This is a genomic window from Microbacterium testaceum StLB037, assembly GCF_008763945.1.
Lineage (GTDB): Bacteria > Actinomycetota > Actinomycetes > Actinomycetales > Microbacteriaceae > Microbacterium > Microbacterium testaceum_G.
Genome location: NZ_VTQH01000001.1, coordinates 1,470,569 through 1,482,786, shown reverse-complemented (window position 1 = coordinate 1,482,786; position 12,218 = coordinate 1,470,569). Strand labels below are relative to the sequence as shown.

Genomic DNA, 12,218 nt, shown 5'->3' with positions numbered 1-12,218 from the left:
CCATGCTAGTTCGCACGGGTCGCCCCGGGCGGCGGGCTGGGGACGGGGCCGCCCATCGGCTCGGTGTGGACGAGCAGCCAGCGGGCCTCGCCCGACAGCACGTCGGCGACGTGGCTGCGGAACCGCGGGCACTCGGTGATGTCGTGCGAACGGCAGCGCAGCGCGTGCTCGGTCATGGCGCGCGCCTGCGCGATGTCGGCCGCACGGCGGTCGAGCTCGGCCACGTGCTCCTCGAGCACGCGGTGGCGGTCGGGGGCTTCCTCGTCGAGCAGCACGCGGATCTGCTCGAGCGAGAGACCCGCCGCCTTGTTCCGCAGGATCACCGCGATCCGCACGCTGTCACGCTCGACGTAGCGTCGCCGACGCGCGGCATCCCGAGTCGGATGCAGGAGCCCCTCCTCCTCCCAGTGCCGCAGCACGTGGGTCTCGAGGCCGAACCGCGCCGCCGCCTCTCCGATCGACTCGCCGTCCGTCACCGCGCTTGACTTCATGTCGACATGAAGTCACAGGATGGAGCCGAACGCAAACGGAAGGACCCCATCGTGTACGACGCGATCATCATCGGAGGCGGCCCCGCCGGCCTGCAGGCAGCCCTCACCCTCGGGCGCATGCACCGCCGCACCCTCCTGCTCGACTCGGGCGAGTACCGCAACGGCACCGTGCGCCACGCGCACAATCTGCTGACCAACGACGGGCGCGACCCCGCCGAGCTGCGCCGCCTCGGCCGCGACGAGATCGCCGCGTACCCCGATGTCGAGATCCGGGATGCCGCCGTCTCGGCCGTCTCGCGAGACGACGCCGCCCTGACCGTCACGGTCGGCACCGAACGCCTGAGCGCCCACGCCGTGATCCTCGCCACCGGGGTCGCCGACCGGCTCCCCGACATCCCCGGGCTGCAGGAGCAGTGGGGCGACCGCGTCGCGAACTGCCCCTTCTGCCACGGACACGAGTTCGCCGGCCGTCCCGTGGCGATCGTCAACGGCAGCGACCACGCCGCCGTGCTCGGCCGCATGCTCGAGCCCGTGGCATCCGAGGTCCATCTCGTCGATCCCGCCACGGTCGTCCGCGTCGACGGGACCGCGGAAGGCCTCGCCCTCGAACGCGTCGACGGATCGGTGCTCGAGGTGGCCGGGGCTTTCGTCGCCCCCACCTGGCGCTCGCGCGCGACGTTCCTCGACGGACTCGGCGTGGAGCTGCAGGAGTCGGGGGCCGTACGCACCGACCCGTTCGGTCGGACGAGCGTCGAGAACGTGTACGCGGTGGGCGACCTGGCCCAGCCCGACCACCAGCCGGGGCCGATGTTCTCGCTCGCCGCGGCCCTCGCCGGCGGTCAGCTCGCCGCCGTCGCCGTGGTGCAGTCGCTCGTCATGCAGTGACGCCTGCGGCGCCCGTACAGGAGCCTTTCCTACACTGGGGGCGTGGACACCGCAGGCGGGGGCCCCGCGACGCCCGAGGGCGTCCGCGGCGCGCCCGCACGCCCGGGACGCGTGATCGTCGCGACCGTCCTGGTGGGGGTGCTGCTGATCGCAGCACTGGGCGCCGGAGCGGCCTCGCTCTATCGCGAGTTCTACAGCCCGCGCGCCTTCGTCCAGCACTACCTCGAGCTGCTGCAGGAGCGCCGGACGGCCGAAGCGCTCGCGCTACCCGGCGTCGCGGTCGATTCCGCCGATCTGGAGTCGGCGGGCCTCCCGGCCACCGCGTCCGAGGCGCTGCTGCGACCGGACGCCCTCGCCGCGCTGACGGATGCCGAGATCACCGGCGAGAGCACGGACGGCGACCGGACGCAGATCACGGTCAGCTACACCGCCGGCGGCTACAGCGGACGGACGACCTTCTCGGTCCAGCACGATACGAACGAGGGCCTGCTGCCACGGTGGCGGTTCGCCCGCAGCCCGCTGTCGGTCATGAAGCTCACGGTCGACGGGTCGATGCGGTTCGCCGTCAACGGCTTCGAGGTCGACAAGCGCCAGGTCTCGCTCGACGGAGCCGACGTCGACCCTACCGCGGCGGTGCCGCTGCTGGTGTTCTCGCCGGGGCTGTACTCGGTGAACGTCGACACGGCCATCTCGGCCACCCCCGGCGTCGCCGTGCTCGCGGATGCGCCGCTGGCGAGCGTCCCGGTCGAGCTGCAGGCGCAGCCGACTGACGAGTTCATCTCGGTCGTGCAGTCCCGCGTCGAGGACTTCCTCACCGCCTGCGCCCAGCAGCAGGTGCTGCAGCCCACCGGATGCCCCTTCGGCTTCACGGTGCGCAACCGCATCGACGACGCCCCCACCTGGTCGATCGTCCAGCAGCCCGTGGTGACCGTCGTCCCCGACGGTGCCGGGTGGCGGATCCCCTCGGCGGACGCGGTCGCGCACATCGTCGTCGACATCCGCTCGATCTTCGACGGCAGCGTGCGCACGGTCGAGGAAGACGTCGCGTTCCGCGTCGACGGCGAGATCACGGTGCTTCCCGACGGCACCGCGTCGATCCTCGTCGGCGGCTCTCCGTCCGACTGAGCCGCGCGCCCGAGCCGGCCACCTGGGGGAACCCTCGCCCACCCGCGGGCCGCCCACCCGCCCGGCGGACGCCCGCCGACGGGACGGTGCCCTACGCGCCGCGCGAGGCGACCCGCGCGTCGCGCTCGGCCAGCCGCTGCAGCTCTTCGTTGTACGCGTCGAGCTCGACGTCGCCCACGCGGTCGACGTGGCGGTCGCGGCGGCGCTGCTGACGCTCGTCGCTGCGGCTCCACTGGATGGCGACGGCGATCGCGAGGATGAGGGTCGGGATCTCGCCGACCGACCACGCCACACCGCCGCCGACGTACTGGTCCTGCAGGGGTGTCGCGCCCCAGGTGCGCCCCATCGCCCCGAACCACTCAGCCACCATCAGGCCGGAGTTCATCATGATCGCGATGCCGAAGAAGGCGTGCATCGCCATGATCGCGATGAGCACAAGCAGCCGCATCGGGTAGGGCAGCCGGTACGGGACCGGATCAATGCCGATCAGGCTCAGCACGAACAGGTAGCCCGTGACGAGGAAGTGCGCGACCATCCAGATGTGGCCGACGTGGTCGTAGAGCGACCAGCGGAACAGGTCGGTGTAGTAGAACGCCCAGAGCGATCCGATGAACAGCCCCGCTGCGACGTACGGGTTGGTCAGCACCTTCGCGACCGGATTGTGCACGGCCCAGAGGATCCACTCGCGCCCGCCTCGGGTGCCGTCGGTGCGCTTGCGGATCGCGCGCGCGGCGAGCGACACCGGCGCCCCCGCCACGAGCAGGAGCGGAATCGCCATCGACAGCAGCATGTGCCCGATCATGTGCATGCTGAACAGGTAGTCCTGGTACACGTTGATCGGTCCCGACGTGACCCAGAACACCCCGAGCATGCCGAGGCACCACAGCACCGTGCGGTAGATCGGCCACGAGTCGCCGCGACGCAGAAGCCGGTAGACGCCCGCGAGGTAGAAGAACACCCCGAAGGCCACGACGAAGGTCCAGAGCAGGTCGACGTCCCACGCGGTGAACCAGCGCTCGATCGTCAGCTCGGGCGGAAGCGGTGCGCCGGTCAGCACCTCGGCCGGGGTCTGGCCCACGAGCGGGGGCTGCACCGGCGGGGGCGTGCGCGCGAGAGCGGCGGCGACGCCGCTGGCGATGCCCATGAACGCCAGCTCGAGCGTGATGACGCCCCAGAAGCGGCGCGAGCCGGGCTCGTCGGCCATTCGCGAGATCAGTCGACGGCGATACCAGGCCCCGAGCACGCCCATCGCGATCAGCGCGCCCACCTTCACCAGCACGAGCACGCCGTACGCCGACCAGAGGTTCTGCAGACCCAGCAGACCGATCGAGGCGCGCACCGTGCCCGAGACCGCCACCACGATGAAGGCGACGAGCGCGATCGAGGAGTAGCGCAACAGGATCGTCTGAAGCTGTCCCCGCGACATCGCGGGGCGCACGACGACGAGCAGGATCAGCCCGCCGAGCCACACCGCCGCGGCCATGATGTGCAGCACGAGCGAGGTCACCGCCGCGTTGTGGCTGGCCTCCTCGCCCGCGTGGCCCTGCGTTCCCATCGGGATCAGCGAGGCGAGGGCGAGGATCGCGACCACGAGCGTGGGGACCCACGAGCGGACGGCGAAGGTGAGCACGGTGAGCACGGCGCCGGCGATCGTGGTGATGAGCCACGCCTGCCCGATCGAGCTCTCGACGAGGAAGCGCCCGAGCTGTTGGCCGAACACCGCGTCGAGCGTCGGCTTCGCGTTCAGGACGTTGAGGAAGGTCAGATAGCCCGTGGTCGCCGCCGAGACGGTGAAGACGGCAGCGCCGATGGATGCCGTGTCGAGGGCGATCTCGAAAGGCCGCTCCCCCGCGGGGAGGGCGAAGAGCGCCAGCACCAGCGAGCCGACCATCGTGGCGGCGGAGAGGTTGACGACGACCGTGGCGATCGGCAGACCCCAGCGGACCACCGGGCCGGGGTCGGCGAGCTGCGTCGGAGCGGCACCGCCGCCGTAGGCGAGCCCCACCGCGACGGCGATCAGCGAGACCACGACCAGGATGACGGGTCCCGCGACGCGGAGCAGGCGGGGATTCACCCTTCCAGCCTACGTCGCGCAGGAACGACAGAGGGGGGATGCCGTGCGGCAGCCCCCCTCTGTGATTCGACGTCGTCTTACTTGACGGCGGCCTTGAGCTTCGAGCCCGCGGTCACCTTGACGCGCTTGCCGGCGGGGATCGAGATCTCCTCGCCCGTCTGGGGGTTGCGGCCCGTGCGAGCCGACGTCGCGACCTGCTCGAAGGCGATCCAGCCGGGGATCGAGACCTTGCTGCCCTTGGCGACCGCCTCGGAGACGGTGGAGAAGAGGGAGTCGAGCACGCCCGACACGGCGGACTGGCTCTGCCCGGTCGCGCTGGCGATGCTCGCGACGAGCTCGGTCTTGGTGATGGACTTGTCAGCCATGTGGTTGTCCTCCAGGCGACGACGAGGTCGCCTCTCGTTACGCGGACGAGGGGGAAATCCTCCTCGGTGGTCGGGAGACCGCCTCGACAGTATCAACCGAACCGCGGAATCACGCGGATTCTGACCGATTTCGGCCCATTCGCCACGGCGTGTCGCACCGCGGAGGGACGAATGTGACCTGTGGGACGCGTGCGTGGTGCCCCGTTCCGCGGTCGGGCGAACGCGCGCGCCGGCCGGCGCGGGTGAAGATCGGGGCCCGCGCGGGCGAGATTACTCGAGGCACCAGCGCGGGACCCGCGGGATCCGGGGGATGTGCCGGGCGGAAATCGGAGATCACACGTACGATTTTTCGAACCAGAACGGGGACGACACCCCGGCGGGGTGAGACCCGCCGGCTCTCGACACACGGAGGTGCGATGCCGGGAACCGCTTCCTCCATCGATGCGCGCGCGACCCTCCGCGCGGCCGTGGTGACCACGGCGTCGCGCCTGGCACCGGGTCACGGCATCCCGATTCCCCGTCATCTCGCCCTCCTCGCCGAGGCCGAGCTGCCGGCGCCGCCGCCGGTGTGGACCGACGCGACCGCGCACACCGTCGCGGCGCTGCTGTCGGCGCGAGCACGGCGCGACGCTCTCGGCGACGGCGCCGAGGTCGTCCGCCTGTACTTCGACGAGGTGCGCCTCAAGCGCCCCGCCGCCCTCTCGTCGAGCGGCCGTGCCCTTCTGCTGGCCAGCGTGGGCGAATACTGCCTCGCGAACGGCTCGGCGCAGCAGGCCGCCCGCTTCGGGGCGGAATCGCTGCTCTTCGCCGACACCCCGGCCCTGCGGTACCGCGCCCTCTCGGTCATCGCCCTGGGGCACGCGATGAACGGCGAGTACACGCCGGCCGAAGAAGCCTTCGCAGAGGCCGAAGCAGTGTTCTCCTCCGGGGGTTGGCCGGTCGAAGAGACCGCCTATCTCCTCTTCCTCGCCGACATCCTCACCTCGTCGGCGCGCTTCGACATCGAGCGCCTGGCCGCCGTGCCTGCGGCGATGGACGGCGCACAGCCGGACGACGCGTACTGGACGTACACGGCCCGAGCGGCGGGCGTCATGGTCAAGCTCCTGCGTCACGAGTTCGCGGACGGGCGGGTCGAAGCGCGCGAGCTGCTGCACGGGAGCCTGCGGCACGCCAGCCATCGCATGGTGCGCTACTTCCTGGTGTGCGTGCTCTCCGACCTCTACGTCGCGCAGGGCGACGACCTGCAGGCGCTGGCCGTCCTCGCGCCGTACGACAACCCCGAGGGACACGGGATCTGCTTCTCGATGCAGCGCGCCGCCGCTCTCCTCCGCCTCGGCCGCGAGCGCGAGCTGCTCATCGAGACCGACGCGTGCGTGGCCACCGAGACCGAGCACTGCCTGCGCACCTTCACGCCCGTGCTGATGCGCCGTGCCCTCGCGCAGAAGCGACTCGGCAACGCGCGACGGGCGCAGCAGAGCATGGAGGCCGCCCTGCTGATCGTGGCGCGCTCCGGAACCTGGGCCACGCCCTTCATCATGCTTCCGCACGACGAGACGCGCAGTCTCATGGAGGACGTGATGGCCGACCATCCCGAGCTCCGCCACCTCATGCCGTCTCTCGGGGCCATCCTCGCCCGCGTCGCGGCGCCCGACAACGAGAGTGCCCCGGCCTACCCCGCCCAGGGACTCACCCCGACGGAGCGGGCGCTCGCGTCTCTCCTGGAGAGCCCGCTGAGCCTGGCCGAGATCGCGCGCGAACGCGGGGTCTCGCTCAACACCGTGAAGAGCCAGGTGCGATCGATCTACCTCAAGCTCGGGGTGAGCGGACGGGCCGAGGCCATCGAACAGCTCAACGCGCTCGACGGCTGAGCGGCTCCCTCGTCCGCAGACGGGCTCGCCGGGGCACGACTTCCCGGGAACGCCGAAGGGCGAGGGCTCCTCTCGGAACCCCCGCCCTTCGGTCGGGTCTCTGGCGCTTACCAGCTCGACTTGGTCACACCGGGCAGCTCGCCACGGTGGGCCATGTCACGGAAGCGGACGCGCGAGACGCCGAACTTCGTGAGGACGCCACGGGGGCGGCCGTCGATGACGTCGCGGCTGCGCACGCGCGCGGGCGACGCGTTGCGGGGGAGCTTCTGCAGACCCACGCGGGCGGCCTCGCGGGCCTCGTCGGTCGCGTTGGGGTCGACCAGGGTCTTCTTCAGCTCGGCGCGCTTCGCGGCGTAGCGCTCGACGACGACCTTGCGCTGCTCGTTGCGCGCGATCTTGCTCTTCTTAGCCATGTGCTTAGCGCTCCTCTCGGAAGTCGACGTGCTTGCGGACCACGGGGTCGTACTTCTTGAGCACGATGCGGTCGGGGTTGTTGCGGCGGTTCTTGCGCGTCACGTAGGTGTACCCCGTGCCGGCGGTCGAACGCAGCTTGATGATCGGACGAACGTCCTGAGCCTTCTTCGCCATTACAGCTTCACGCCCTTCGCCTGCAGGTCACGGACGACGGACTCGATGCCGCGAGCGTCGATGACCTTGATGCCCTTCGCCGAAACGTTGAGCTTGATGTTGCGACCCAGCGACGGAACGAAGTAGGTCTTCTTCTGCACGTTCGGGTCGAAGCGGCGCTTCGTCCGGCGGTGCGAGTGCGAGATGTTGTGACCGAAGCCGGGAACCGCTCCAGTCACCTGGCACACTGCTGCCATGGTGATGTCTCCTTCTGTACCGTGACACCGGACGGTGTCACCCAAGATCCCTTGTCTGCACCCCGCCCGAGCACGGCGATAGCCGCGAATCGGGAGATGAGATGCGAACTGCGTGCTGGAGTGCGCGCAGACAAGGGGTCAGTCTAGCACGGGCGGCGTGTCGCCTTGACGAGCCGCCGCCTCGGCCGCTCCCCGCCCCCACCGGAACGGCAGACCGTGGCATCCCCCTCGATCCAGAAGCGCCAGGGGAACGCGTCGGTTCCGGCGACGCCCGCGACACCCACGCGGGGGCCGGTCGCCACGACCGTGGGGGCGGCGTCGGGCAGGAGCAGCCGCGCCCGGGCGCCCGCGCGCTCCTCACCGGTGATGGCGTCGATCCCATCGTGGATCGGATGCCGCAGGCCCACCGCGTCTCCGAGACGTCCGGGACCGCGGGCGAGATCGCGCGCCGCCCGCACCGCGCCGCGGCGCTCGAGACGTCGGCGCTCGGCGATGTCGGCACCCTCGACGATCTCGCCGCCGCGCAGCAGCACTCCGCCGGCGACCCCCTCGGGCCCGCAGACGACGTTCACACACGAGTGGATGCCATGACTCAGGTACACGTAGAGGTGACCCGGCTCGCCCCACATCGTGGCATTGCGCGCGGTCGGCCCCATGCGCGCGTGCGAGCCCGGATCGGGCCGATCGCCGGTGCCGCGGCCGTGGTAGGCCTCGACCTCGGTCAGGCGCGCCACGACCCGCTCCCCCGCGACCTCCGTCTCGAGCAGGGCACCGAGCAGTCGCGGTGCCACCGCGACCGGCAGGCCCGAGAGGTCGGCGCGCGTCGCGGGACGCATCACTGCGGGGGCACCTGGCACCACGACAGGTCGAAGCCCTGCAGAGCGACGACCTCCTGGCCGGTGTCGACCTCGACGAGGTGGGTGAGCAGACGCTGCGGGAGCGGCAGCTGGTAGCGGTCGAAGGGGTTGTCGACGGCCCGGGGGGCGACGAGCACGGCGGCATAGCGTCCGCTCGGGGAGACGCAGGTCTGCAGCACGGTATCGGAGCCCGGCACGGTCAGCAGCTGCCGGACGGTTCCGTCGGTGTCGACGTGCGCGACGATCGTGGAGCGCGAGACGCCGTCCGAGCTGATGTCGGCGAACGAGCGGATCGTGCCCGCTCCGGCCCCGGGCAGGGGAGTCGCGCGCCCCGCCATGCCGGGGGGATCGACGGGGTCGACGAGCGCCTGCTCCGAGCCGTCGGTGAGGTTGATCTCGCGGATGCCCTCGAGGCGCTCCACGATCGCGACCGACGACCCGCGCGCGATGCCGTCGATCGACACGGCGCTGCCGAGCGGAGCGGCGTTGCCACCCTGCGCGTCGGTCAAGAGCAGGCGCGAGTCGAAGGTCAGCACGAGCATGCTGTCGGTGTCGGGCACGAAGCGGTAGTCGGCGATGCGCACGTCGCCGCCGTTCAACCCGACCTCCACCGGCGGGGAGTCGTCGGCGGCCGATGCCGTGAACAGACGGCTCTCGCGTCCTCCCGCGGCGCCCAGATCGGCATCCGAGAAGGTGAAGCCGATGCGTTCCCCGCGGTCGGCGGACTGCAGATTGGTGACGTAGCCGGGGCCGGGGAGGGTGATGTCGCGCTGGTTCTTGCCGTCGGGGTCGGTCACGATGACCCGCGGGGTGTCGCCGTCGCGCACCGAGATGACGAGATGGTTCGCGGTGGCGCGGAAGTCCTCGATGTGCGGGTGCACGAAGACGGGCAGGCCCGCCTGCCCCTGCAGATCGGTGCGGAAGATCGTGTCGCCCTCGGGGGTGCCGCGCTGCATCAGGTAGGCCTGCAGGGCGGGGGTGCGGAACGTCTCGGTCAGCGTCGATGCGGGACCGGCGCCGAGACCGTTCACCCCGTTGACGGTGATCGTGTAGTCGGTGTCGTCGCGCAGCGGCAGCGTGAAACGCACGCCGACGCTGCGGCCCGCGGTGTCGACGGTGAAGGGCGTCGCCGGGTCGACCTGAACCTGCGAGGGGTCGACCTTCTCGAGGGACTGGGTCGTGGTGAGGATCACGCGGGATCCGGATGCCGCGACGGCGGCCGCCGGATCGACCTGCACGTCCGTGACGCGCGGCCCCTGCGCCACGGCGATCACTCCGCCGAGACCGCCGACCACGACGAGACCGACGAGGACCGCGGCGAAGGCGATCGCGAAGCCGCGGCCGCGCCGACGACGCGCGCGCGAACGGCGGGAGTCGCCGCCGCGACGGGATTCAGTACTCATAGGGGTCCGAAGGCTCGGCGATCGCGGCGACCTGGTCGGCGTGCACCGCGAGCTTGCCGTCGCCGCTCGAGCGCACCGTACCCGTGACGGTCACCCACTGCCCGGTCGAGGGGGCGTCGGTGCTCGCCGCGATCGGCAGGCGCGCGGTCTGCGCGTCGATGACGCAGTGCGTGATGACCAGCCGGGTCAGATCGAAGCTCGAGCCGTCGGTCGCCGGGGTGATGAAGCCCGTGAGCGTGACGGGCTTGCCGTCGAAGGTCTCGGGGTTCGTGGCGTGCGCGAACACCGCCGACCAGTCGCCGATTCCGAATTTCGAGGTGTCGCCCGAGGCGGCGAGGGTCACGACATCGGAGCCGGCGAACAACGGTGGAGCGCCCACGTCGCGCGACACGGCCAACTCGGTCGACAGCGACGCGGCGGGGGTCAGGAGCACGGCGATCACGGCGCCCGAGGCGAGGACGCCGCCCGTGAACGCGGCGATCCCGCCGGGGGTCAGGCGCGGTCGGGCCGCGAGGTGGTCGTGGGCCGCGTGATCGTGCGCGTCGAGCGGGTCGGAGTGCTCGTGATCGGCGTGCGCGAAGGCCTCCCGGCGAGCCGAGGCCGCGGCGGGGGCATGGCCGTGCTCGTGATCGTGGCCGTGATCCGCCTCGGCTCCGAGCGGCAGGGCGAACGACGCGATCGAGCCGATCAGCGCGAGGAAGGCCATGCCGACGGCGAACCACGCCGAATCGGGGTTGATGTACAGCGCCATGCGGCCGGTGGCCCACAGCGTGATCGTCGTGATCGACAGGCACGCGGTCAGGCCCACCCCGAGCCAGCGCGTGGCGAGAGCACCCGTTCTAGACAAGGAGGTTCACCACCGTTCCGAGCGTGAAGGCGAAGAGCACCACGACGACCGTCATTCCGACGAGCACACGGGTCGAGAAGGTGGTGCGCAGCAGCGCCATCATCTTGAGGTCGATGATCGGCCCCACCACGAGGAAGGCGACGATCGACCCGGGCGTGAAGGTCGAGGCGAACGACAGCGCGAAGAACGCATCGACGTTCGAGCACAGCGACACCACGATCGCGAGCGCCATCATCGCGGCGATCGACAGCGCCGGGTCGGAGCCGATGGCCAGCAGCGCGCTGCGCGGCACGAGCACCTGTACGGCGCCGGCCAGGAGCGAACCGATGATCAGGGCCGGCATGACCGAGCGCAGCTCGACGACGAACTGGGCGAGGGTGCGCCGACCGCGGTCGCCGCGCTCCTGCACCACGATCTCGCAGGTCTCGAGGAAGCGCTCGGTGAGCAGCTTGTCGGGATCGGGATGCCGGCTGTACAGCCAGCCGATGAGGTTGGCGACGAGGTAACCGCCGATCAGACGCGCGACCAGAATGCCGTCGCTGAATCCGAAGGCGGCGTGCGTGCTGATGATCACGATCGGGTTCACGATCGGAGCCGCCACGAGGAAGGTCAGCGTGTCGCTCACCCCGAAACCGCGCATGAGCAGACCGCGGGCGAAGGGCACGTTGCCGCACTCGCAGACCGGGATGAACATTCCCAGCAGCGACAGGACGGCCCGGCGCGCCCACGGCGCGCGCGGCATCCATCTCTCGATCGCCCCCGGGGGCACCCAGACCTGCACGATGATCGACAGCACCACGCCGAGGACCACGAACGGCAGCGACTCGATCAGCACGCTGAGGGCGAGAGTGAGGCCGTCCTGCGCGCGCGTCGGGAGAGACTGCGCGAACAAGGTGGGAGCGAAGGCATCGATGAGGAACAACGCCGTGACCACGACGACACCCAGGCCGAGCGCGACGAGGGTGCGGGAGGCGCCCGTGCGCTGCGGCGTGGGGGCCGTGGTGCGACTACTCGTCGCCACGCTCGCGAGCCCGGGCATGGGCGCAGTCGGTGCAGATGCCGAAGATGTCCACGACGTGCTCGGCCTCGCTGAATCCGTGCTGCGCGGCGGTGCGCTGCGCCCACTCCTCGACGTCGGTCGCGGCGATCTCGACGGCCTTGCCGCACGAGCGGCAGATCAGGTGGTGGTGGTGGCCACGGGTCTCGCAGGCGCGGAAGAGGTTCTCGCCGTCGGGGCTCTGCAGGGAGTCGGCGTCGCCGCGGGCGGCGAGACCCGCGAGCGTGCGGTACACCGTCGCGAGACCGATGCCGGTGTTCTCGTCGCGCAGGGTCGCGTGCAGCGACTGGGCGCTGACGAAGCCGGGGGCTCCGGACAGAGCCTCCCGCACGCGTTCGCGCTGCCACGTGTTGCGCTGGACCATGGCCGCGAGTCTAGCGAGGGGATCGGTGAATCGGCTGGGCGTGACGGAACTCGCCGCG

Annotated in this window: 13 protein-coding genes and 1 pseudogene; 3 read left to right on the top strand and 11 right to left on the bottom strand. The window is 71.0% G+C overall.

Going from position 1 to position 12,218, the window contains the following annotated elements; genetic code table 11:
• Positions 1-5: 5 nt before the first annotated feature.
• Positions 6-491, bottom strand: coding sequence for a MerR family transcriptional regulator (locus tag F9B98_RS06930; RefSeq protein WP_150954735.1), 486 nt, complete (start codon positions 489-491; stop codon positions 6-8).
• Between the two features lie 51 nt (positions 492-542).
• Between F9B98_RS06930 and F9B98_RS06925 the strand changes: the two genes are divergently transcribed.
• Positions 543-1,376 carry an NAD(P)/FAD-dependent oxidoreductase gene (locus F9B98_RS06925; RefSeq protein ID WP_150954732.1) on the top strand — a complete coding sequence of 278 codons (834 nt, stop codon included), beginning with the start codon at positions 543-545 and terminating at the stop codon, positions 1,374-1,376.
• Positions 1,377-1,418: 42 nt separating this feature from the next.
• The gene (locus F9B98_RS06920; RefSeq protein WP_150954729.1) at positions 1,419-2,501 is read left to right on the top strand and encodes a hypothetical protein; all 1,083 of its coding nucleotides are present in this window, start codon (positions 1,419-1,421) and stop codon (positions 2,499-2,501) included.
• Between the two features lie 91 nt (positions 2,502-2,592).
• On the opposite strand, the gene F9B98_RS06915 is transcribed toward F9B98_RS06920, so the two are convergent.
• Positions 2,593-4,575 carry a cytochrome c oxidase assembly protein gene (locus tag F9B98_RS06915; protein WP_150954727.1) on the bottom strand — a complete coding sequence of 661 codons (1,983 nt, stop codon included), beginning with the start codon at positions 4,573-4,575 and terminating at the stop codon, positions 2,593-2,595.
• 77 nt (positions 4,576-4,652) lie between these two features.
• Positions 4,653-4,940, bottom strand: coding sequence for an HU family DNA-binding protein (locus tag F9B98_RS06910; protein WP_013584778.1), 288 nt, complete (start codon positions 4,938-4,940; stop codon positions 4,653-4,655).
• 416 nt (positions 4,941-5,356) lie between these two features.
• Between F9B98_RS06910 and F9B98_RS06905 the strand changes: the two genes are divergently transcribed.
• Positions 5,357-6,808 carry a helix-turn-helix transcriptional regulator gene (locus F9B98_RS06905; protein WP_150954724.1) on the top strand — a complete coding sequence of 484 codons (1,452 nt, stop codon included), beginning with the start codon at positions 5,357-5,359 and terminating at the stop codon, positions 6,806-6,808.
• Between the two features lie 107 nt (positions 6,809-6,915).
• Here F9B98_RS06905 and rpsN read toward each other — a convergent pair whose 3' ends face one another.
• The 8 genes and pseudogenes from rpsN to F9B98_RS06865 form a co-directional block, all read right to left on the bottom strand.
• On the bottom strand, positions 6,916-7,221 hold the full coding sequence (gene rpsN, locus F9B98_RS06900) for a 30S ribosomal protein S14 (protein ID WP_022878196.1): 306 nt from the start codon (positions 7,219-7,221) through the stop codon (positions 6,916-6,918).
• Positions 7,222-7,225: 4 nt separating this feature from the next.
• Positions 7,226-7,396, bottom strand: coding sequence for a 50S ribosomal protein L33 (gene rpmG, locus F9B98_RS06895; RefSeq protein WP_013584775.1), 171 nt, complete (start codon positions 7,394-7,396; stop codon positions 7,226-7,228).
• Positions 7,396-7,632, bottom strand: a complete 237-nt coding sequence (gene rpmB, locus F9B98_RS06890; RefSeq protein WP_055832508.1) for a 50S ribosomal protein L28 — start codon at positions 7,630-7,632, stop codon at positions 7,396-7,398. Before rpmB ends, rpmG begins: the two co-directional genes overlap by 1 nt.
• A gap of 138 nt (positions 7,633-7,770) precedes the next feature.
• Positions 7,771-8,468 (bottom strand): annotated as a pseudogene (locus F9B98_RS06885) (DNA-3-methyladenine glycosylase).
• On the bottom strand, positions 8,468-9,892 hold the full coding sequence (locus F9B98_RS06880; protein ID WP_150954721.1) for a hypothetical protein: 1,425 nt from the start codon (positions 9,890-9,892) through the stop codon (positions 8,468-8,470). The pseudogene F9B98_RS06885 and the gene F9B98_RS06880 overlap by 1 nt, the downstream one beginning before the upstream one ends.
• Positions 9,882-10,739, bottom strand: a complete 858-nt coding sequence (locus F9B98_RS06875) for a DUF1980 domain-containing protein (RefSeq protein WP_150954718.1) — start codon at positions 10,737-10,739, stop codon at positions 9,882-9,884. Before F9B98_RS06875 ends, F9B98_RS06880 begins: the two co-directional genes overlap by 11 nt.
• Complete coding sequence (locus F9B98_RS06870) at positions 10,732-11,778, bottom strand: permease (RefSeq protein ID WP_225310252.1); 1,047 nt, start codon at positions 11,776-11,778, stop codon at positions 10,732-10,734. The genes F9B98_RS06875 and F9B98_RS06870 overlap by 8 nt, the downstream gene beginning before the upstream one ends.
• Entirely contained in the window at positions 11,747-12,160 is a 414-nt protein-coding gene (locus F9B98_RS06865) for a Fur family transcriptional regulator (RefSeq protein ID WP_056224791.1), read from the bottom strand. The genes F9B98_RS06870 and F9B98_RS06865 overlap by 32 nt, the downstream gene beginning before the upstream one ends.
• Positions 12,161-12,218 lie beyond the last annotated feature (58 nt).